Annotated in this window: 24 protein-coding genes; 14 read left to right on the plus strand and 10 right to left on the minus strand. The window is 63.4% G+C overall.

The annotated features are described in order from the left end of the window. Nucleotides 1–29 precede the first annotated feature (29 nt). A complete protein-coding gene (locus CAF70_RS09745; RefSeq protein ID WP_085624428.1) occupies nt 30–473 on the minus strand; it encodes a hypothetical protein in 444 nt (147 codons plus the stop codon). A 172-nt stretch (nt 474–645) separates the two neighbouring features. On the opposite strand from CAF70_RS09745, the gene CAF70_RS09750 reads away from it, so the two are divergent. The 9 genes from CAF70_RS09750 (at nt 646) to CAF70_RS09790 (ending at nt 8,274) form a co-directional block, all read left to right on the plus strand. After that, entirely contained in the window at nt 646–1,980 is a 1,335-nt protein-coding gene (locus CAF70_RS09750; RefSeq protein ID WP_085624430.1) for a lysine N(6)-hydroxylase/L-ornithine N(5)-oxygenase family protein, read from the plus strand. 260 nt (nt 1,981–2,240) lie between these two features. Next, nucleotides 2,241–3,434: a PepSY domain-containing protein gene (locus CAF70_RS09755; protein WP_085624432.1), complete on the plus strand. Its 1,194-nt coding sequence runs from the start codon at nt 2,241–2,243 to the stop codon at nt 3,432–3,434. Further along, on the plus strand, nt 3,431–3,970 hold the full coding sequence (locus CAF70_RS09760) for a thiamine pyrophosphate-binding protein (protein WP_085624434.1): 540 nt from the start codon (nt 3,431–3,433) through the stop codon (nt 3,968–3,970). Before CAF70_RS09755 ends, CAF70_RS09760 begins: the two co-directional genes overlap by 4 nt. Further along, nucleotides 3,967–4,287, plus strand: a complete 321-nt coding sequence (locus CAF70_RS09765) for a hypothetical protein (protein WP_085624436.1) — start codon at nt 3,967–3,969, stop codon at nt 4,285–4,287. Before CAF70_RS09760 ends, CAF70_RS09765 begins: the two co-directional genes overlap by 4 nt. Beyond that, entirely contained in the window at nt 4,284–4,853 is a 570-nt protein-coding gene (locus CAF70_RS09770) for a DUF6162 family protein (RefSeq protein ID WP_085624438.1), read from the plus strand. Before CAF70_RS09765 ends, CAF70_RS09770 begins: the two co-directional genes overlap by 4 nt. A 16-nt stretch (nt 4,854–4,869) precedes the next feature. Then, nucleotides 4,870–5,772: a metal ABC transporter substrate-binding protein gene (locus tag CAF70_RS09775; protein WP_085624440.1), complete on the plus strand. Its 903-nt coding sequence runs from the start codon at nt 4,870–4,872 to the stop codon at nt 5,770–5,772. Next, a complete protein-coding gene (locus tag CAF70_RS09780) occupies nt 5,769–6,515 on the plus strand; it encodes a metal ABC transporter ATP-binding protein (RefSeq protein WP_085624442.1) in 747 nt (248 codons plus the stop codon). Before CAF70_RS09775 ends, CAF70_RS09780 begins: the two co-directional genes overlap by 4 nt. Further along, on the plus strand, nt 6,515–7,414 hold the full coding sequence (locus tag CAF70_RS09785; RefSeq protein ID WP_085624444.1) for a metal ABC transporter permease: 900 nt from the start codon (nt 6,515–6,517) through the stop codon (nt 7,412–7,414). The genes CAF70_RS09780 and CAF70_RS09785 overlap by 1 nt, the downstream gene beginning before the upstream one ends. Beyond that, nucleotides 7,411–8,274, plus strand: a complete 864-nt coding sequence (locus CAF70_RS09790; RefSeq protein ID WP_085624446.1) for a metal ABC transporter solute-binding protein, Zn/Mn family — start codon at nt 7,411–7,413, stop codon at nt 8,272–8,274. The genes CAF70_RS09785 and CAF70_RS09790 overlap by 4 nt, the downstream gene beginning before the upstream one ends. Before the next feature lie 302 nt (nt 8,275–8,576). On the opposite strand, the gene CAF70_RS09795 is transcribed toward CAF70_RS09790, so the two are convergent. The 6 genes from CAF70_RS09795 to CAF70_RS09820 form a co-directional block, all read right to left on the minus strand. After that, nucleotides 8,577–9,629 (minus strand): DUF1615 domain-containing protein, encoded by a 1,053-nt coding sequence (locus CAF70_RS09795; protein ID WP_085624448.1) that lies wholly within the window; start codon nt 9,627–9,629, stop codon nt 8,577–8,579. A gap of 26 nt (nt 9,630–9,655) precedes the next feature. Further along, complete coding sequence (locus CAF70_RS09800) at nt 9,656–10,207, minus strand: hydrolase (protein ID WP_085624450.1); 552 nt, start codon at nt 10,205–10,207, stop codon at nt 9,656–9,658. Nucleotides 10,208–10,264: 57 nt separating this feature from the next. Continuing rightward, on the minus strand, nt 10,265–10,984 hold the full coding sequence (locus tag CAF70_RS09805; RefSeq protein ID WP_085624453.1) for a thioesterase II family protein: 720 nt from the start codon (nt 10,982–10,984) through the stop codon (nt 10,265–10,267). Continuing rightward, on the minus strand, nt 10,981–11,202 hold the full coding sequence (locus CAF70_RS09810; protein ID WP_016711157.1) for an MbtH family protein: 222 nt from the start codon (nt 11,200–11,202) through the stop codon (nt 10,981–10,983). Before CAF70_RS09810 ends, CAF70_RS09805 begins: the two co-directional genes overlap by 4 nt. Before the next feature lie 100 nt (nt 11,203–11,302). Beyond that, the gene (locus tag CAF70_RS09815) at nt 11,303–11,704 is read right to left on the minus strand and encodes a hypothetical protein (protein ID WP_085624455.1); all 402 of its coding nucleotides are present in this window, start codon (nt 11,702–11,704) and stop codon (nt 11,303–11,305) included. A gap of 26 nt (nt 11,705–11,730) precedes the next feature. Continuing rightward, nucleotides 11,731–12,615 carry a LysR family transcriptional regulator gene (locus tag CAF70_RS09820; protein ID WP_085624457.1) on the minus strand — a complete coding sequence of 295 codons (885 nt, stop codon included), beginning with the start codon at nt 12,613–12,615 and terminating at the stop codon, nt 11,731–11,733. A gap of 146 nt (nt 12,616–12,761) precedes the next feature. On the opposite strand from CAF70_RS09820, the gene CAF70_RS09825 reads away from it, so the two are divergent. Then, nucleotides 12,762–13,781, plus strand: a complete 1,020-nt coding sequence (locus CAF70_RS09825) for an alpha/beta hydrolase (RefSeq protein WP_085624459.1) — start codon at nt 12,762–12,764, stop codon at nt 13,779–13,781. Between the two features lie 40 nt (nt 13,782–13,821). Here the strand turns inward: CAF70_RS09825 and CAF70_RS09830 are convergent, their stop codons facing one another. Both CAF70_RS09830 and CAF70_RS09835 read right to left on the minus strand, forming a co-directional pair. Further along, nucleotides 13,822–14,214 carry a hypothetical protein gene (locus tag CAF70_RS09830; protein WP_256573281.1) on the minus strand — a complete coding sequence of 131 codons (393 nt, stop codon included), beginning with the start codon at nt 14,212–14,214 and terminating at the stop codon, nt 13,822–13,824. After that, nucleotides 14,198–15,259, minus strand: a complete 1,062-nt coding sequence (locus tag CAF70_RS09835) for a polymorphic toxin type 44 domain-containing protein (protein ID WP_085624461.1) — start codon at nt 15,257–15,259, stop codon at nt 14,198–14,200. Before CAF70_RS09835 ends, CAF70_RS09830 begins: the two co-directional genes overlap by 17 nt. A 224-nt stretch (nt 15,260–15,483) precedes the next feature. On the opposite strand from CAF70_RS09835, the gene CAF70_RS09840 reads away from it, so the two are divergent. Beyond that, the gene (locus CAF70_RS09840; RefSeq protein ID WP_085624463.1) at nt 15,484–16,206 is read left to right on the plus strand and encodes a pirin family protein; all 723 of its coding nucleotides are present in this window, start codon (nt 15,484–15,486) and stop codon (nt 16,204–16,206) included. Nucleotides 16,207–16,332: 126 nt separating this feature from the next. Here CAF70_RS09840 and CAF70_RS09845 read toward each other — a convergent pair whose 3' ends face one another. After that, nucleotides 16,333–16,626 carry a DUF1330 domain-containing protein gene (locus CAF70_RS09845; protein ID WP_085624465.1) on the minus strand — a complete coding sequence of 98 codons (294 nt, stop codon included), beginning with the start codon at nt 16,624–16,626 and terminating at the stop codon, nt 16,333–16,335. Between the two features lie 78 nt (nt 16,627–16,704). Here CAF70_RS09845 and ribBA point away from each other — a divergent pair, with 78 nt between their 5' ends. The 3 genes from ribBA (at nt 16,705) to CAF70_RS09860 (ending at nt 20,136) form a co-directional block, all read left to right on the plus strand. Then, complete coding sequence (gene ribBA, locus CAF70_RS09850) at nt 16,705–17,826, plus strand: bifunctional 3,4-dihydroxy-2-butanone-4-phosphate synthase/GTP cyclohydrolase II (RefSeq protein WP_085624467.1); 1,122 nt, start codon at nt 16,705–16,707, stop codon at nt 17,824–17,826. A gap of 370 nt (nt 17,827–18,196) precedes the next feature. Next, the gene (locus CAF70_RS09855) at nt 18,197–19,222 is read left to right on the plus strand and encodes a polyamine ABC transporter substrate-binding protein (RefSeq protein ID WP_085624469.1); all 1,026 of its coding nucleotides are present in this window, start codon (nt 18,197–18,199) and stop codon (nt 19,220–19,222) included. After that, a complete protein-coding gene (locus CAF70_RS09860; protein ID WP_085624471.1) occupies nt 19,219–20,136 on the plus strand; it encodes an ABC transporter permease in 918 nt (305 codons plus the stop codon). Before CAF70_RS09855 ends, CAF70_RS09860 begins: the two co-directional genes overlap by 4 nt. The last annotated feature ends 4 nt before the right edge of the window (nt 20,137–20,140 follow it).

Below are 20,140 nucleotides of genomic sequence, written 5' to 3' on the forward strand. Positions count from 1 at the left end.
CGATGGGCTGCACAGCAGCCCCAGGTTCGTCAGGCCGTGGCGCTGACCATCCCGCCCGCACTGCTGCCGCCCTCTTGCTGCAACAGCTCCAGCAACTGTGCCGTGGCCGCCAGGATCTGCCCGTTGATGGTGGCGATGCTCGCCTGCTTGGCACCCACCGCAGCTGCCTTGGCAGCCTCGTCCATCTTGCTGTTCTGCAACACGGCCAACTGCTTCTGCTCCTCCGCCAGTTGCTTCTGCAGGTTCTTGATCAGTTGACGCAGCTCGGTCACCGCCGACCCGCCACTGTCTCCACTGTCGGTGGATTGCGCCTGGCTACCCGCTGAGGCCTTCATGACGTCACTGCCGATACGCAATGGGCCCAGTGCCTCACCGGCCTGGTTTGCCTGTGCGCGTTCGCTGGCTGCGTTCGCGCTCAGCGTCTGCGCTGAAACGCCATTGATCATCAGGTTGCTTGCCGTAATTCCGGTCATATCGATTCCCTGTCAGAAAGTTGAGTCCTTATCGTCCCCCCTATCGGCCGCCACACGCAGTTCTTTAGCCCGCTTAAATTCCCCCTCGGCTGGCTCGTTCCCACTCATGTACTAGCGCAGGAGCCGGAGCCCCGGCGGGCGTCCAAATTCGACCATTCAGGGAATCGCAGCCATGAGCCAGCCCTCACAGCGGGAAACCATCAAAGATCTGATCGGCGTGGGCTTCGGCCCTTCCAACCTGGCCCTGGCCATTGCCCTGGAAGAACTTGCCGAGTCCCAGGGCCACGCCCTCGACGCGCTGTTCATCGACAAGCAGCAGGACTACCGCTGGCACGGCGAAACCCTGGCCACCCAAAGCGAGCTGCAGATCTCGTTCCTCAAGGACCTGGTGTCGCTGCGCAACCCCACCAGCCCTTACAGCTTCGTCAACTACCTGCACCAGAAGCAGCGCCTGGCCGACTTCATCAACCTCGGCACCTTCTACCCCTGCCGCCTCGAGTACAATGACTACCTGCGCTGGGCCGCCGAGCATTTTGCCACCCAGGCGGCATACGGGGAGGAGGTACTGCGCATCGAGCCGGAGGTGCAGGCGGGGCGGGTCGAGCACCTGCGCCTGGTCTCGCGCGATGCCCAAGGCCGCGAATACAGCCGCCGCACCCGCTCGGTGGTGGTCGGCACCGGCGGCACGCCGAAAATCCCGGAAAAGTTCGGCGCCTTCAAGGACGACCCGCGGGTATTCCACCACTCCCAGTACCTGAGCAGCCTGAACAAGCTGCCGTGCACCGCCGGCAAGCCGATGCGCATTGCCGTGATCGGTTCGGGCCAGAGCGCCGCCGAGGCGTTCATCGACCTCAACGACAGCTACCCGTCGGTCAAGGTCGACATGATTTTGCGCGGTTCGGCCCTCAAGCCTGCCGACGACAGCCCGTTCGTCAACGAGATCTTCTCACCGGACTACACCGACCTGGTCTACAACGAACCGGCCGACCAGCGCAGCAAGCTGCTGGGCGAATACCACAACACCAACTATTCGGTAGTCGACCTCAACCTGATCGAACGCATTTACGGCATCCTCTACCGGCAGAAGGTCGCCCACCAGTACCGTCACAACGTATTGTGCCGGCGCCAGGTAGAAGCCGTGGTGGCCACTCGCGAAGGCCTGGAGCTGACCCTTTGCGACCTTGCAACCGGCCAGCAGCAAACCCATCGCTACGACGCAGTGATCCTCGCCACCGGCTACGAACGTCGCTCGCACCGCGACTTGCTGGCCCCCCTGGCCGGCTACCTGGACGATTTCAGCGTCGACCGCAACTACCGCATGCTGGCCAGCCCCGATCTGCAGGCCTCGGTGTACCTGCAGGGTTTCTGCGAAAACAGCCACGGCCTGAGCGACACCCTGCTCTCGGTGCTACCGGCACGCGCCGCGGAAATTGGCCGCGCGCTGTACCAGGACCTCGCCCAGCTGCACGGCAAGCCGCAACCGGCGGTAGCCCTGACCCGCGCCTGATCCCTCGCCCTCAAGGCATGTAACAGGACCTGTAGGAGCAGCCTTGTGCTGCGAAGAGGCCAGTACTGACAACGCACCTGTGTTGCCTGTACTGGCCTCTTCGCAGCACAAGGCTGCTCCTGCAGGTTCGTGCCAGCTCTGCACCCTGAAACATTTGCTTGCATTTAAAACGGCAGGTTTTTGATTCTCATTCGTCCTTATCAATACAGCCCCTCTTTGGCTGGGCACACGCTCGACACCCCAATGCAGAAGACCGTCAGATGGCCAAATCACCGAAAAAATCCAAATCCAGGCTGTGGTTCCTGGTCCACAGCTGGCTCGCCTTGCCGATCTGGTTCTTTGTCCTGATCGTCTGCTTCACCGGCATGCTCGCCGTGGTCAGCCAGGAAATCGTCTGGCTGGCCGACCCGGCCGTGCGCGCCAACAAGCCCGACGCCGACGCCGAACGCCTGAGCTTCCAGCAGGTACTGGACGCCCTGCACAAAGCCGAGCCGGACATGGTGGTGGAGCGGCTCAACCAGCCCGACGGTTCGCACTTCGCAGTCAAAGCCAATGTCACCCTGCCTGACGGCACCAGCCCGACGCTGTATGTAAACCCCTACACCGGGGCCATCCAGGGCAAGACCCCGGACTTCAACTTCGAAGCCTTCACCCGCGCCCTGCATGGCTGGTGGCTGGTGCCGTTCACCAATGGTTTCAGCTGGGGCTGGTACCTGGTCTCGCTGCTCGGCCTGCCCATGCTGGCTTCGCTGGTCACCGGCCTGGTGGTGTACAAGAAGTTCTGGAAGGGCTTTTTCAAGCCGGTGCGCACCGGCCACGGTTCGCGGATTTTCTGGGGCGACCTGCACCGCCTGGCCGGGGTCTGGTCGATCTGGTTCATTGCAGTCATTTCCATCACCGGCACCTGGTTCCTGATCCAGGCGATCCTGGCGGACAACCACATCACCATTTCCAGCCGGCCCATCGTGCCTGTGATCGCCCGTGAGGATGTACCGCAAACCCCGAATGGCAGCCCGGCAGCACGCATCGACCTGGATGAAGCAGCCCGCATCGCCGGCCTGGCGGTCCCGGGGCTGGAGATCAACTTCATCTCGCTGCCAGCCACCGCCTACAGCCATATCACCCTGGCGGGGCCAGGCTGGTACCCGCTGATGTTCCAGAGCGCCTCGGTGAACCCGTACACGCGTAACGTCGACAGCCAGTTCCTGATCAGCGACCGCTCCGCCCTGGAGTTCGTCACCGAGTCCATGCGCCCGCTGCACACCGGCGATTTCGGCGGCCTGCCGATCAAGCTGGTGTGGTTCTTCTTCGGCCTGGTCCTCACCCTGATGGTGTTCAGCGGCTTGCTGATCTGGACCAAACGCACCGCCCAGGCCACCGCCGCCGCCCTCAAGCGCAGTGAGCGTGCGCCGCGCAGGACGCGCAATGAAACCCCCGTGGAGATCCGCCCATGAGCCAGGTCCAAGCCGTGCCCGCCAGCCCGCTCAAGCAACGATGGCTGAAGTGGCGTTTTCACCTGAACATCCTGCTGATCCTCATCCCGCTGGGCTTCATGCCCAAGTACTTCGCCGACGCCAGGCTGTTTCGCGGCGAAGCGGGGCTTGGCGCCAACGTGATCAACGACATCCAGGTCGGCCCCTACACCCTGGACCTGGCCGAAATGCGTGACGAGCCCCCCCGCGCCGACGGCCCGGCCGGCCATTTCAAGGTTTTCAATGCATCGCTGTGCAAGGCCTGCGTCAACGGCGTCAAGGCGGCCTACCTGCGCATCGGCAAACCGCGCAGCCTGCGCGCCGCCGGCACGATTTTCTTCGGTGCGCCGTACAACATGGGCACTTCGTTGCCGATCCCGCCACGCACCAGGCCAGACGCGCAAGTCTGGATCACCCTGGAAGGCTGGGACGGCAGCATGCACCAGGCGTTGGTCCCCCTGGCCAAGGCATCGCCAGCCACCGTGGCCTGGCTCGAGAAACAAGGAGGCAAGAAATGAAACACCTGATGCGCACCTTCGCCCTGCCCTTACTGGTGCTGGTCGCCGGCCCGGCCCTGGCGCACAACCCGATGTGCGAATGCGAAGAATTGCCTGGTGGCCAGGTCAGGTGCACCGGTGGCTTCTCGGACGGCAGCGGTGCCCCCGGGGTAACCCTCGATGTGATCGGCTACGACGAACAGGTGCTGGTCGGCGGCAAGCTCGGAGCTGACTCGACCCTGACCTTCAAGCGACCGGACGGCGAATTCTATGTGCTGTTCGATGCCGGCCCCGGGCACGTGGTGGAAGTCGACTACGCCGATATCGCCCAGCCATGAGCCGCGCCCAAGTGATTCGCCCGGCCGGTGCCGGGCACGAAACCCTCTACGTGCTGCTGGTCAGCCTGCTGATTGTGGTGCTCGCCAGCAGCGTGGTGCTGCTGCGCGGCGAACGCAAGGATGAACAGACCATCGCCAGCCACCAGATCGATGCCCGTCGCGACCTCACCGCCGCCGAGCAAGGCCTGTACACCGACCTGCGGGTGGCCTTCGACGAAATCCAGTTGCTGCATGAGGAAAACGCCGCCGTGCCAAGCGTGCAGGCACTGGCCGAGGAAGGCCTGCCGCCGTTCGTGGACGATGCCGGCAGCCAGAGCCGCGGCAGCCACCAATGGTCGTGGCTGGAACCCGGGGCCTACCTCGGCCGCAGCCAGGCCCCGGCAGTGGCCGGCAGCCTGCTGCTGATCCTGCCGGCCGACAGCACCGGCCAGGCCGATGTCTGGCTGCGCCGCGACAGCGCCGCCGTGCCCCCGGACGACCTTGGCCAGGCCGCCCTGATCGCCGCCGGCTGGCAGCAGGTGGTCAGCCATTACGACGCCGGGGTCACCCGCGAACACCGTCACTGAAGCCAAGGAATCCCCCATGCTCCGCTCCGCCCTCACCCTGCTCCTGGCCCTTGCCCTGCCGGCACTGGCCATGGCCGATAACGGCAAGCCCCTGCGTATCGGCATTACCCTGCACCCGTACTACAGCTACGTGAGCAACATCGTCGGCGACAAGGCCGAAGTGGTGCCGCTGATTCCGGCAGGGTTCAACCCTCACGCCTACGAGCCACGGGCCGAGGACATCAAGCGCATCGGCACCCTGGACGTGGTGGTACTCAACGGCGTCGGCCATGACGATTTCGCCGACCGCATGATCGCCGCCAGCGAAAAACCCGGCATCAACACCATCGAGGCCAACCAGAACGTACCGTTGCTGGCGGCCACCGGCATTGCCGCCCGTGGCGCCGGCAAGGTGGTCAACCCGCACACCTTCCTGTCGATCAGCACCACCATTGCCCAGGTCAACAATATCGCCCGCGAGCTGGGCAAGCTCGACCCGGACAACGCCAGGCTGTACACGCAAAACGCCCGCGCCTATGCCAAGCGCCTGCGCACCCTGCGTGCCGACGCACTGGCCAAGGTCACCGAAGCGCCCAGCGCCACTTTCCGGGTCGCCACCATCCATGCCGCCTACGACTATCTGGTACGCGACTTCGGCCTGGAGGTGACCGCGGTGGTCGAGCCAGCCCATGGTATCGAACCCAGCCCGGCCCAGCTGAAGAAGACCATCGACCAGCTCAAGGCGCTGGACGTGCGGGTGATCTTCTCGGAAATGGACTTCCCGTCGGCCTATGTCGAAACCATCCAGCGTGAATCCGGCGTGCGCCTGTACCCGCTTACGCACATTTCCTACGGCGAATACACCAAGGACAAGTACGAAGTGGAGATGAAGCGCAACCTTGACACCGTGGTCCGCGCCATCCAGGAGAACCGCGCATGACCGCCGCCGCCAACCTGGTGACAGCCTGCGGGCCACGCATCGAGTTCGCCGACATCGACCTGACCCTGGGCCGCACCCGCATCCTCGAACAGGTCAGCTTCAACGTCGCCGCCGGCAGCGTGCATGCCATCGTCGGCCCCAACGGCGGCGGCAAGAGTTCGCTGATCAAGACCCTGCTCGGGCAGATGCCGCACCAGGGCCAGCTGGCCCTGCACTGGCCCGGCGAACGCGAAGTGATCGGCTATGTGCCGCAGGCGCTGGAGTTCGACCGTGGCCTGCCGATGACCGTGGACGACTTCATGGCTGCCATGTGCCAGCGCCGCCCCGCCTTTCTTGGCCTGTCGCGCCGCGTGCAGCCTGCCATCGACGCGGCGCTGGCGCGGGTCGGCATGCTCGACAAGCGCAAACGGCGCATGGGCGCGCTGTCCGGTGGCGAACGCCAACGGGTGCTGCTGGCTCAGGGCCTGATCCCCGAGCCGCAACTGCTGGTGCTGGACGAACCGATGTCGGCCCTGGACGAAGCCGGCATCCAGGTGTTCGAACAACTGCTGCAGGGCTGGCGCCAGGCCGGCACCACCGTGCTGTGGATCGAACACGACCTGGCGGCCGTGATGCGCCTGGCCGACAGGGTTACCGGCCTGAGCCGCCAGGTGCTGTTCGACGCCCCGCCCGCGCAGGCCCTTACCCCGCAGCGCCTGCTCGGCCTGTTTTCCGTTCACCCGCGTAACGAGAGCCTTGCCTGATGAGTTTTGAAATCTTTCGGCAAACGGTCCAGGACTGGGCCTCTGCCGGCTACCTGCCCGAGGCCCTGGGTTACGGCTTCGTGGTCAACGCTTTGCTGGCCGGTTTGATGATCGGCCCGGTACTCGGCGGCCTGGGTACCCTCGTGGTGGTCAAGCGCTTCGCCTTCTTTTCCGAGGCGGTCGGGCATGCCGCGCTGACCGGCGTGGCCATCGGTATCCTGCTGGGCGAGCCCTACACCGGCCCCTACGGCAGCCTGTTCGGCTACTGCCTGCTGTTCGGCATCTTGCTCAACTTCCTGCGCAACCGCACCGGGCTGTCGCCGGACACGCTGATCGGTGTGTTCCTGTCGGTGTCGCTGGCGCTGGGCGCCAGCCTACTGCTGATGCTGGCCGGCAAGATCAACGTGCACATCCTCGAGAACGTGCTGTTCGGCTCGGTGCTGACCGTGAGCGGCCAGGACCTGATGGTACTGGGCATCGTCGCGGTACTGGTGCTGGCGCTGGCCGTACCGCTGTACAACCGCATCATGCTGGCCAGCTTCAACCCGCAACTGGCGGCCGTGCGCGGGGTGGCCGTTAAAACCCTGGACTACCTGTTCGTGGTGCTGGTGACCCTGGTGACCGTGGCCTCGGTGAAGGTGATCGGGGCGATCCTGGTCGGGGCGCTACTGGTGATTCCCGCTGCCGCCGCACGCCTGGTCAGCCAGTCGCTGAAGGGGTTTTTCTTTCTGTCGGTGCTGATCGCCACGCTGAGCACGCTGCTCGGCATCCTGCTGCCGATCGTTTTCGACCTGCCGGTGCCATCCGGCGCGGCGATCATTCTGGTGGCCGGCATCTGCTTCGCCCTGGCGGCACTAGCCCGTGCCCTCGTTCCCCGCCTGCAAGGAAACCCGGCATGAACCTGAAACGCCTTACCCTGGTGGTGGCCCTGGCCGGCCTGCCGTCGCTGTCTTTCGCCACACAAGTGCTGACCACCCTGCCCGTCACCCACAGCCTGGCCAGTGCGCTGCTCGAGGGCACCGCGGTACAGCTCACCCGTGCAGCGCCCGCCAACCTGCCGGCCAGCCGCCAGCCGTCCTATTTCAGTGGGCGGGGTGGCGCCAGCCTGAGCAAGGCCGCGCTGCAGGCCGACGCGGTGATCGGCGTGCGCTCGATCTGGCGTGACGACCCGCTGTACCCGATGGCCCGGCACAGCAATATCCGGATCGTCGAGATCGACGCCGCACGGCCGGTGGATGGCGCACTGCCGGGTATTGCGCTGAACGGCGACGAGGCCTACGACGCCTACCCCTGGCTCAACCCGACCAACTTCGGGCGCATGGCCGACGTGGTAGCCAATGACCTGGAGCGCCTGGCGCCGGACGACAAGGCGAAGATCCAGGGCAACCTGGCGGGGCTAAAGCGCCAGTTGCTGGAGCTTTCGGCCAGCAGCCAGACACGATTGGCAAAGGTCGACAACCTGACGGTGGTGAGCCTGTCGGAGCGGCTGGGTTATCTGGCCAGTGGGTTGAACCTGGACGTGGTCGAGCAACCGTTGCCGGCCGAGTGGGATGCGGCTGCGCTGAAGGCGCTGGGGGATAACCTGCAAGCGCAGGATGTGGCGCTGGTGCTGGACCACCGGCAGCCGGAGGCAGCTGTGGCCGAGGTGATCAAGGCGTCCGGGGCCAAGCTGGTGGTGGTGGAGAGTGACCCTGAGGATGCGTTTGCGGGGTTGAAGGCCAGTGTGGATCAGGTGGTTGCCGCTCTGGGCGAAAGCTGATGTTGGCTGTGCCGACCTCTTCGCGGGCTTGCCCGCTCCCACAGGGATAGCACAGGGCCAGAGAACAGTGAGGTACCTCCTTTGGGCTACGCTGTCGCGCTGATAACTGAATTCGCAAGCGATCCTCGTACCCCTGTGGGAGCGGCTTTAGCCGCGAAGAATCCAACGCGGTGCATGGCACCGGCTGCGCCGGTGTTCGCGGCTAAAGCCGCTCCCACAGGGTCCCTGCTAATTCAATGAGTTATGTGCAGTTCTGTGGGAGCGGGCAAGCCCGCGAAGAGGCCGGTGCAAGCAATGGACCGCTAGCGCTTCATGCACCGCTGATAACGCTCATCCACCCGCCCGGCAAACCACGCCGTGGTCAGCTTGCGGGTGATCTTGGGGCTTTTCAGCTGGATTCCCGGCAGCACCGCCCGTGGCACCGGCTTGCCGGCCGCGGCATCGGCCAGGGCGAACACCCCGCTGTACAGCTTGCTGTCCTCGAAGGCCAAGCTGTCACCCTCCTCCAGCTGGCTGCGGATCTGCGGGTTGCGCAGGCCCAGCTTCGTTCCCAGTTTGCGTGCCGCCTTTTCAGTTGCCCCGGGCATGATCGACCCCGGCGCCACCAGGTCGCCATCCAGCGCAAGTGTCACCCCCGTGACCTTGCTCAGCGCCGCCTGGAATGCCGCATTGCGGCTGGCGTACCAGCCCGCGTTGAAATCGGCAAAGCGGTACAGCTGGCGATCGTAGTTGGTCGAATAGCCTAGCAAGTGGGCGATACCGAAATACATGCCGCCGCGCCGGGTGAACACTTCCTGGCGAATACTGCCATCGTGGCTGTAGGGATAATCCCGCGCATGCTTTTCGGCAAAGTCGATGCTGACCTGCATCGGCCCGCCGGTATGCACCGGGTTCAGCCCGCCCAGCAAGGTTTTGCCCAGCGGCACGCGAGCGATGACTTCGTCGTACAGCTCGCTCAACTGCTTCTCGCTGCGCACCGCCTGCAAGCGCTGCTGGTAGCTCTTGCCATTACCCGACGGCGTCTTCAGAGCACCATCAACCAGCAGCTTGGGGATGTGCAGGCGCGCGGCGCGGCGGTCGATTTCCTCCCGGGCGATACGCCCCAGGTTAGGCACCTGCGGGTCCGCATTGAAGGTCGATTCCTGCTCGGTCACTGCCAGCACCGCGCACAGGTTGCTCTTGCCGGGGGCAATACGCTGGGCCTCGAACGCCACCTGAATGTCCCGGGCCCAGCCCTCGCGGTCCTTGGCCTGGGCGGGTAACAGCCGCAGCAGTTGGGCGCGGACCTTGGCCGGGTCCGTCTCGGGTGCTTCCTCGCGACGCCCGGCGCAGCCTTGCAGCAGCGCCAGAGCCATCAACCCGGCAGCCAGTAACCGGCCGTTCAGGGCTGTTCACCGACCAGGTAGGTCTTGCTGATGTGCCGGAACAGCGGGTGGCCGGCACTGCCCATGAGCTCGAACAAGACCATTTCGCGGGTTACCACCTGCGCCCCCGCGGCCCGCATGCGCGCCAGCCCTGCGGCCTTGCTCGCCGGGGTTCGGCTGTCGCATGCATCCTCGACCACGAACACCTGCTTGCCCAGCGCCAGCAGGCCGAGCACGGTCTGCAGCACACAGACATGGGTTTCCATGCCACAGACAATCACTTGCTCACGCGCCATCAAACGCGCTGGCAGGCACTCGGCCGCCACGCAGGAAAAATGGCTTTTCTCCACCACCTCGGCGGCCGGCGCTGCGGCCAGCAGCTCGGCCAGGGTATGGCCCAGGCCTTTGGGGTACTGCTCGGAAATTACCGTCGGCAGTTCCAGCTCGTTCGTCGCCGCCAGCAACCAGCGGGCCCGCGCACGGGTGCCTTCAGGGTCGCTCATGGCGCCGATGAGTTTTTCCTGGATGTCGACGACCAACAGCGTGGCCTTGTGGGGATCGATCAGCATTGTCTGCCTCTTGCCTGGAAAAAGGCCTAGCCTCCACCAGGCAAGCGGTGACGTCAATCAGGCGGACAGCCGAAGCGGTTGCAGCGACGCGGTCAGCGCAGCGAGCACCCGGTCCTCATGCTCGTGGATGAAGAAGTGGCCGCCGGGAAACATCTGCAGCGAGAATGCCCCGTGGGTTTCCTTGCGCCAGGCTTGCAGTTGCTCGTCGCTGGCGCGGTCCTGCATACCGCCCAACACGTGCAGCGGGCACTGCAACGCCGGCCGCTGGCGGTAGGCGTAGGTGCCACAGAGCAGGAAGTCGGCGCGCAGGGTAGGCAAGGTCAGGCTCATCAGCTCGGCGTTGGCCAGCACTTCCTCGGGGGTGCCCTGCAGCTCGCGCAACTCGCCGATCAACTCGGCGTCGCTCTTGGGCTCGCGCCAGTTCTTGCCATCGTAGTCCTCACGGCGGGTTGGCGCTGCGGTGCCGCAGGCGAACAGGGACAGTGGTGGCGGGCAGCCCAGCGCTTGCAGCTCGTGGGCCAGCTCGAAGGCCAGCAATGCGCCCAGGCTATGGCCGAGCAGCGCGTAGGGGGTGCTGGCCGCCAGGCGCTGTTCGGTGGCCAGTTGCCGGGCCAGGGCCTGCATGTCGGTGTGCAATGGCTCGGCCATGCGCGCACCACGCCCGGGCAGTTCCACCGGGCGTATCTGAAGCCACGCTGGCAGCTTGCGCCGCCAGCGGCTATAGACCATGGCACTGGCCCCGGAATAGGGCAGGCACAGCAGGTTCAACGCAGTCACTGGGCGGCGGCTTCGGCCATTTTCTGGCGCAGGCTCAGCGGGCGCATGTCGGTCCAGACCTCGTCGATGTAGGCCAGGCATTCCTTCTTCAGGCCGCTCTTGCCTACGGCACGCCAGCCGTTGGGGATGGCTTTGTAATCGGGCCAGATCGAGTATTGCTCTTCATGGTTGACCACTACCTGGAACTGGATATCGTCGCGGTCGAAAACGGAAGTCATTGCCTGTCTCCTTGAGTGATGGATTCAAGGTAGACGTAGCGTGCGGCGAAAAAATTAGTGGGGCTGACGCGGCCCGTGCAGGAGCGCGCCGGGCAGGTATTCAGGTATCCCGCAACAGGTCATGGGTATCGAGCAACCGGAAAGCCACCTGCGGGTTGCGCTCCAGCCCGCGACGGATCGCCGCCGGGATCGACTGCCGGGTCTTGCGACACAGCCCGGGCTGGTCGTCCAGTTCGATGACGATGCCGCGCATGGTCCGTACTTCATTGAAGCCAGGGGCGATATGCACGCGGATACCCAGGTTTTCGTACATCCGTTGCTGCAGGCGCTGCAGGTCTTCCAGGTCCTTGAGGTTTTCCAGGCGTTCGAGCAGGCGCTTTTCTTCCTGGCGGGTCAGCAGGAGGATGCGCCGGGCTGCCTGCGGGTGGTCGGCCAGGTGTTCGCGGCCACAGTCGCAGGCGCCAGGAGGGCAAGGTTGGCGCAAAGGGAGTGGTGTGCTCATGGTGCAAGCATAGCCTGTACCGAAGCTCAGAGCTGAGCCAACCGCTCGCGCAGGAAGTTCACAAACCCCTGTACCGGCCGCGCCACCTGCCGGTGCTGCGGGTACACCGCCGACAGCTGCAGCGCCGGCGGCCGCCACTCGTCCAGCACTGTCACCAGCCGCCCATCCGCCAGCGCCTGCCCTACGATGAAGGTTGGCAGATAAGTCACCCCCATCCCGGCAATCGCTGCATCCCTTAGCAGCTCGCCATTGTTCGCGCGCATGCGCCCGGTCACCTGGAGCGCCTGGGCCTTGCCGCCCTGACTGAACTGCCACTGTACCTGCCGTGAATGCCCATAGGGCAGGCAGTCATGCCCGGCCAACTGCTCCGGCCTGGCCGGCACGCCCCGCGCTTGCAGATACACCGGGCTCGCGCAATACACCCGCTCGACACTGGCAATGCGCCGCGCAATCAGGCTGGAATCCTCCAGCGCACCAATCCTTAGCGCCAGGTCATAGCCCTCGCCGATCAAGTCCACGGCGCGGTCGCTCAAGTCCACCTCCACATCCACCTGCGGGTGCAACTGCAGAAACTCGGTCAGCAGGCAGCCCAGGTGCGCCATGGCGAACGACAGCGGCGCACTCAGGCGCAAGGTGCCGCGCAAGGCCTGAGCCTGGCCGCTGATGTCGTGCTCCACCTGCTGCACTTCGCCGAGCAGGCGCAGCGCCGACTGGTAGTAGTGCTGGCCCAGCGGCGTGGCGTCCAGGCGCCGGGTGGAGCGATTGAGCAGGCGCACACCCAGGCGCTCCTCGAGCTGCATCAGGCGCCGGCTGACCGATTGCTTGGACATGCCCAGGCGGTCGGCAGCGGCAGTGAAACTGCCGGCCTCCATCACCTGGGCAAAGATACGCATGTCTTCGTAAGGGTTCATTGTCTTGCTCAAAGTGACAGTCAAACGCTTTATAGCGGCTTTTTCCCGCCGATGCATCTCCCTAATCTACGCACAAGTCGCAGCGATGGCCCAGCAGGCCAGGCAAGACGCCCATTACCAACACTTGCATGGAAAAGGATTCGCTCATGAACATTGTCCACAAAACCCTTACCGCTTCCCTTCTGGCCCTGTCTGTTTCCAGCGCCTTCGCCGCAGGTAGCCCAGGTGTCGAGCAACATACCCAGGCCTTCCTCGAAGCCCTGGAGCAAGGCGGCGGCAAGCCACTGGAACAACTCAGCCCGGAAGATGCCCGCGCAGTACTGACCGGCGCCCAGGCTTCGGTCAAGGTCGACCTCTCCGGTATCGAGGTAAAGGCACGCACCATCCAGGCCAATGGCGAATCGATCAAACTGCAAATAGTGCGCCCGGCCAACGCGCAGGGTGACCTGCCGGTGTTCATGTTCTTCCACGGTGGCGGCTGGGTGCTCGGCGACTTCCCGACCCACCAGCGGCTGATCCGCGACCTGGTGGTTGGCTCTGGCGCAGTGGCCGTCTATGTCGACTACACCCCGTCGCCGGAAGCGCACTACCCGACAGCGATCAACCAGGCCTACGCCGCCACCCGCTGGGTGGCCGAACATGGCAAGGAAATTGGCGTGGACGGCAAGCGCCTGGCCGTGGCCGGCAACAGTGTCGGCGGCAACATGGCGGCAGTAGTGGCCTTGAAAGCCAAAGAGGCCGGCACCCCGGCCCTGCGCTTCCAGCTGCTGCTGTGGCCGGTGACCGATGCCAGCTTCGAGACTGCGTCGTACAAACAGTTTGCCGAGGGGCACTTCCTGACCACCGGGATGATGAAGTGGTTCTGGGACAACTACACCACTGATACCAGTGCCCGTGCACAGATCTACGCCTCGCCGCTGCGCGCCAGCACTGAACAGCTGAAAGGCTTGCCGCCGGCGCTGGTGCAGACGGCGGAGTTCGATGTACTGCGGGATGAGGGTGAAGCGTATGCCCGCAAGCTTGATGCTGCTGGCGTGACGGTTACCTCGGTGCGGTACAACGGGATGATTCATGACTATGGGCTGCTCAACCCGTTGAGCCAGGTGCCGGCTGTAAAAGCGGCAATGCGTCAGGCGGGCACCGAACTTAAAGTGCATCTCCAGTAAGCCAATGAGTAGAAGACCCGCCTAGGCGGGTCTTTTGCTGCTATTGCGGAAATGGCCCGCAGGCTTCTATGAATCTGCCATCGGTACGGCTATCGATGGCACCGTCCGCCCCGATGTAGATATGGACCCTCGGCCACTTGGGTTTGACCCGAATGCAGTGCCACTTTCCACGGTTGTTCCAATCAAGCTGCATGAAAAACTGGTCGTTCGGGAAGATATGCCCGGCACCGCCGGTGGTTTCACCTGGGTAAATCTCGCCTTTTGCAATGTTATCTTGAACGTTCAAGATATAGCCAAGACGCCCCTGCCCCTTGTCAGAAAAATGAAAACTCACGCGCGGTATGGCAACATACCAAAAGACGATTGGGCTGAACATAATCGCGACCACCCAGCGCCAGCAATGCCGTTTCGGTTTATTAGCAGAGATGGTCACGTACGCTACCTCCCCAGCTTGACAATGACACTGCTAGTACCTCATCCATAAGCACCTTTGCCGTAATCCCACCGTCTGGTTGCTGCTTGTGCAGTTTGATACCAATACTGATTGAGACACGATCGCCTATATCATCCCAAGCACGCATCCCGTCGATGTCTGCGTAGCGACGAGGCCCATCTTGTTCATCCCAATCATCAATCTTCCGAATGGTGTCTGATGCAATCTGCTCAAGCCCGGCACCGTCCAGAAGAGCGCTTTCAGACAGACCACCAGCCCGCCCTACGTAGCCGTAGTGGATGTTCGACCATATGTCGTAGTAGTAGTCAACTTCACCTTGTTTGTGCCAAGTCCCACCGAATTGTTGCCTGATGACCTTCTTATGGTCCCATGGTCTGTTCTGACCAACCCGCTCTGCCCAAAGCGCCATCGCAGCAGCAGTATTACCCACCATCATTGCTTGAAAGTCAGGCGGTAAAAGACTTGCATACCAAGGGAGCTTTTTAAATTTTGCATGTTCCTCTACCGCGTCAAAGCTGGTCAGCTTCTGCATTTTCAGCACGGATGGGTGTTTGATGTTGCGGTTCATTTCCTCGGCGATGTATCTGGCCACCTGCTCCATCATGTCAGGATCTTTGCAGATCACAGGCTGCGGCTTATTTCCTGCTAGTGAAGTTCTGATGGGTGAAATTGAACCGGCTTGACCTGATGTTGCCGCCTGGCTTACCTGCTGTGCCGCCGAGGGGCTTGCCGCTAAGCCAGGTCCTCCCATGGCCACGACACGGTTACTGCCCTCTGGACAGCCACACTTGACCATAGCCCCATCTACCACGGCTGGTTTGCCTTCGATTTTGAAGAAAGGCTGTCCTTCAACAATTACGCCGGGCTTCTTGCATGCCGGGCACTCTGTCGTGGCATCGCCTAGGCGCAGTGCACGCTGGTTGTTCCCCCGGTAGTGGGTATTGCTGGCTATGCAGACCGCCCCCGTGGTAGTGAGGTCGCCGTCGAATGCCTGTCCTTTGCCATTTATCGATATACGTGTCATGAGCAACTCCCTGTATGAAAACCCCGACGCTATCACCGGTAAAACGGACAGAGACCGAGCGGCGGAGAATTCAGAATTGCCCTACAAACACCCGATCTACTGTCACTTATCTAGAGACAGTCTTTCCAGTCAGACATTGTTTTTTAAAGTTTTTGATGACAGTAAAATTATCTCCATAGACAGCACGGCAGCCCTAACGGCCCCGGCATTCAAGGAGATTCACCATGCTCACCGTCCGTAACGCCCAAGACCGCGGCCTGGCCTTCCATGGCTGGCTGAAATCCTTCCACACCTTCTCCTTCGGCCACTACCGCAACCCGGACGAGCAAGGTTTCTCCGACCTGCTGGTGATCAACGACGACCGCGTCATCCCTGGCAAGGGCTTCGGCCAGCACCCGCACCGCGACATGGAGATTTTCTCCTACGTGCTGGAAGGCGCGCTGGAGCACAAGGACACGCTGGGTACCGGCTCGGTGATCCGCCCCGGCGACGTGCAACTGATGAGCGCCGGCCATGGCGTCGCACATAGTGAGTTCAACCACAGCCAGGTGCAGCCGGTGCATTTTTTGCAGATCTGGATCGTGCCGGACGTGCAAGGCGCCACGCCGCGTTACCAGCAACAGCATTTCGGTGCCGAGGAAAAGCGCGGCAAGCTGCGCCTGATCATCTCGCCGGATGGCGCCGAAGGATCATTGCAGGTACGGCAGAACGCGCGGGTATATGCCGGCCTGTTCGACGGTGATGAACGCGCCAGCCTGACCCTGCCGGAAAACCGCCATGCCTATGTGCATGTGGCCCGGGGCAGTGTCGAGCTCAATGGGCAACGGCTGAATGAAGGGGATGGGGTGCGGGTAAGGCAGGAACAGCTGCTGGAGCTGGGCAACGGGGTGGAGGCCGAGGTGCTGGTGTTTGACCTGCGACCGCATGAATTGCCAGGTATGCCTTGAGTTTCTGCTTTGACAGTCATGGCCCTATCGCCGGCAAGCCAGCTCCCACTGGTACTGCACAGACCTCGGAAGCTGTGCAGTACCAGTGGGAGCTGGCTTGCCGGCGATAGGGCCATCTGCCCGAATTCAGGGCTCGAACCCTTCGACAATGATCACCTCAGCCTTCGCCACTCCCTGACGATGACTGCAAGCCTCCTGGTACAGCGCAGACCGGTAACACGCCAGCGCCTGCTCGTACGATTCGAACTCGATCACCACGCTACGCTGAGGGGTAGGCCGTCCTTCCATCGCCTCGCTACGCCCGCCGCGGGCCAGGAAACGGCCGCCGAAGGCCTTGAAGGCAGCCGGGGCGCGCTGGGTGTACTGCTGGTACTGCTCGGGGTCGGTCACGTCTACGTGGGCGATCCAGTAAGCCTTCATGCACTGCTCTCCTGTTACGACGATATCTGTGTATGATGGTATACCATAATAATCACCCCGCCACAGTGAGCGTGCAACATGGCTTTCAACACCATCGAAGAACTTCTCGAGGACTACCGGCAAGGCAAGATGGTCCTGCTGGTGGATGACGAGGACCGGGAAAACGAAGGCGACCTGCTGATCGCCGCCGAGCGTTGCGACGCCCAGGCCATCAACTTCATGGCCCGCGAAGCGCGCGGCTTGATCTGCCTGACCCTGACCGACGAACATTGCCAACGCCTGGGCCTGGAGCAGATGGTACCGGCCAACGGCAGCGTGTTCAGTACCGCCTTCACCGTGTCGATCGAGGCGGCCACGGGCGTTACCACCGGTATTTCCGCTGCCGACCGGGCGCGTACCGTAGCGGCGGCCATGGCCCCCGATGCTCGCCCCGAAGACCTGGTGCAACCCGGCCACATTTTCCCCCTGCGCGCCCGCGAAGGCGGCGTGCTGACCCGCGCCGGGCACACTGAAGCCGGTTGCGACCTGGCCCGCCTGGCCGGATTCGCCCCGGCCTCGGTGATCGTCGAAGTGCTCAACGACGACGGCACCATGGCCCGCCGCCCGGACCTGGAAGTGTTCGCTACCCGGCATGGCATCAAGATCGGCACCATCGCCGACCTCATCCACTATCGCCTGAGCACCGAGCAGACCATCAAGCGCATCGGCGAACGCGAACTGCCGACCGTGCATGGCACCTTCCGCCTGGTCACCTACGAAGACCGCATCGAAGGTGGTGTGCACATGGCCATGGTCATGGGCGACATCCGCCGCGAGCAGCCTACCCTGGTGCGGGTGCACGTGATCGACCCGCTGCGCGATCTGGTCGGCGCCGAATACGCAGGCCCGGCCAACTGGACGCTATGGGCAGCGTTGCAGAGGGTGGCCGAGGAAGGCGCCGGCGTGGTGGTGATCCTCGCCAACCATGAATCCTCGCAGGCACTGCTGGAGCGCGTGCCGCAGCTGACCCAGCCGGTGCGGCCTTACCAGCGCGGGCAGTCGAAGGTGTACTCCGAGGTAGGCACCGGGGCGCAGATTCTGCAGGACCTGGGCGTGGGCAAACTGCGTCATTTGGGCCCGCCACTGAAATATGCGGGGCTGGCCGGGTATGAACTGGAGGTGGTGCAGAGCATTCCCTTCGAGCCCGGAATTGCAGGTTGATATACGGACCCTGTGGGAGCGGGCGAGCCCGCGAAGCAGACACCGCGGTGCATGGCACGGGCTTCGCCCGTGTTCGCGGGCTCGCCCGCTCCCACAGAGACCGCGCAAGCTTTCAGAGCCCGTTCAAATCGATTGCCCCTGGTAAGCAATGTACCCAGACCTCAGGTCGGAGTGATGGCCGGTAGCCTCATACCTCTTGCCAAAAGTTTGGAATACCATAATATGATATCCCGTAGACCTTGAATCTGCAGGCCGCTTCCTACAACCACAAACGGCCACCAGACACTTTGTTTTAGCTGCTCCCCGAACACTGTTGGCGGGCGCACCACAAGCCCCGCCTCGAATAACAAAAAGCAACGAGGGCGTAACCATGCTGTTGAGCAAACGTGTAACCGCAGTGCTGTCCGCCAGCCTGCTGACCTTGGCATGTCAGGCCACCCAGGCCGCCGACAGCCTGAACTTCGTCAGCTGGGGCGGTACCACCCAGGACGCCCAGAAAGAAGCGTGGGCCGCCCCCTTCACCAAAGCCACTAGCATCAAAGTCGTCCAGGACGGCCCCACCGACTACGGCAAGCTCAAAGCCATGGTCGAGAGCGGCAACGTGCAGTGGGACGTGGTAGACGTCGAGGCCGACTTCGCCCTGCGTGCCGCCAGCGAAGGGCTGCTCGAACCCCTCGATTTCACCCAGATCAAGCGCGACAAGATCGACCCGCGCTTCGTCTCCGACCATGGCGTCGGCTCGTTCTTCTTCTCCTTCGTGCTCGGCTACAACGAAGGCAAGCTCGGCGCCAACAAGCCGGTGGACTGGACCGCACTGTTCGATACCAAGACCTACCCCGGCAAGCGTGCCCTGTACAAATGGCCCAGCCCGGGCGTACTGGAACTGGCCCTGCTGGCTGACGGCGTAGCCCCCGACAAGCTGTACCCGCTGGACCTGGACCGCGCCTTCAAAAAGCTCGACACCATCAAGAAGGACATCGTCTGGTGGGGCGGCGGGGCCCAGTCGCAGCAACTGCTGGCCTCGGGTGAAGCCTCGCTCGGCCAGTTCTGGAACGGCCGCGTCTACGCCTTGCAGCAAGACGGTGCACCGGTGGGCGTGAGCTGGAAGCAGAACCTGGTCATGGCCGACTTCCTGGTCATCCCCAAAGGTGCGAAGAACAAGGACGCAGCCATGAAGTTCCTGGCCAACGCCAGCAGCGCCGAAGGCCAGGCCGAGTTCGCCAACAAGACCGCCTACGCCCCGGTGAACGTCGACAGCGTGGCCAAGCTGGACAAAGACCTCGCGCAGAACCTGCCGACCGCCTACGCCCAGGACCAGGTCACCCTCGACTTCGCCTACTGGGCCAAGAACGGCCAGGCGATCGCAGCCCGCTGGAATGAGTGGTTGGTCAAATGAAAGTCGCCATCAACGCCCTGCATAACGCGCAAGGTGCCCCCACGGGCACCGGCGCCCCTGGAGCGGTCCCCCGCCGCATCAGCCTGAGCCAGCGCTGGAAAGGCAGCCGCAATTTGCTGCCGGCTCTGCTGTTCCTTGGCCTGTTCTTCTTTGCCCCGCTCGCCGGCCTGTTGCTGCGCGGGGTGCTGGAGCCAACGCCAGGCCTGGGCAACTACGAGCAGTTGTTCGCCAACTCGGCTTATGCGCGGGTACTGTTCAACACCTTCTCGGTGGCCGGCGTGGTCACCCTGATCAGCGTGCTGCTGGGCTTCCCGCTGGCCTGGGCAATAACCCTGGTGCCCAAGGGCTGGGGCCGCTGGCTGCTGAACATCGTGCTGCTGTCGATGTGGACCAGCCTGCTGGCGCGCACCTACTCGTGGCTGGTGCTGCTGCAGAGCTCGGGGGTGATCAACAAGGCGTTGATGGCCATGGGTATCATCGATGCCCCGCTGGAAATGGTGCACAACCTGACCGGCGTGGTGATCGGCATGAGCTACATCATGATCCCGTTCATCGTGCTGCCGCTGCAGGCGACCATGCACGCCATCGACCCGATGGTGCTGCAGGCCGGCTCGATCTGCGGCGCAAGCCCCTGGACCAACTTCTGGAAGGTGTTCCTGCCGCTGTGCCGCTCGGGGCTGTTCTCCGGGGCACTGATGGTGTTCGTGATGTCGCTCGGTTACTACGTTACCCCGGCCCTGCTGGGCGGTGCGCAAAACATGATGTTGCCCGAATTCATCATCCAGCAGGTGCAGTCGTTCCTCAACTGGGGCCTGGCCAGCGCCGCCGCCGCACTGCTGGTGGTGATCACCCTTGTACTCTTCTACCTGTACCTGAAGCTGCAGCCGGAATCCCCGGTCGGCAACGCGAGGTAAACCG

It is taken from the genome of Pseudomonas sp. B19(2017), assembly GCF_002113165.1.
In the GTDB taxonomy this organism is placed as follows: Bacteria; Pseudomonadota; Gammaproteobacteria; order Pseudomonadales; family Pseudomonadaceae; genus Aquipseudomonas.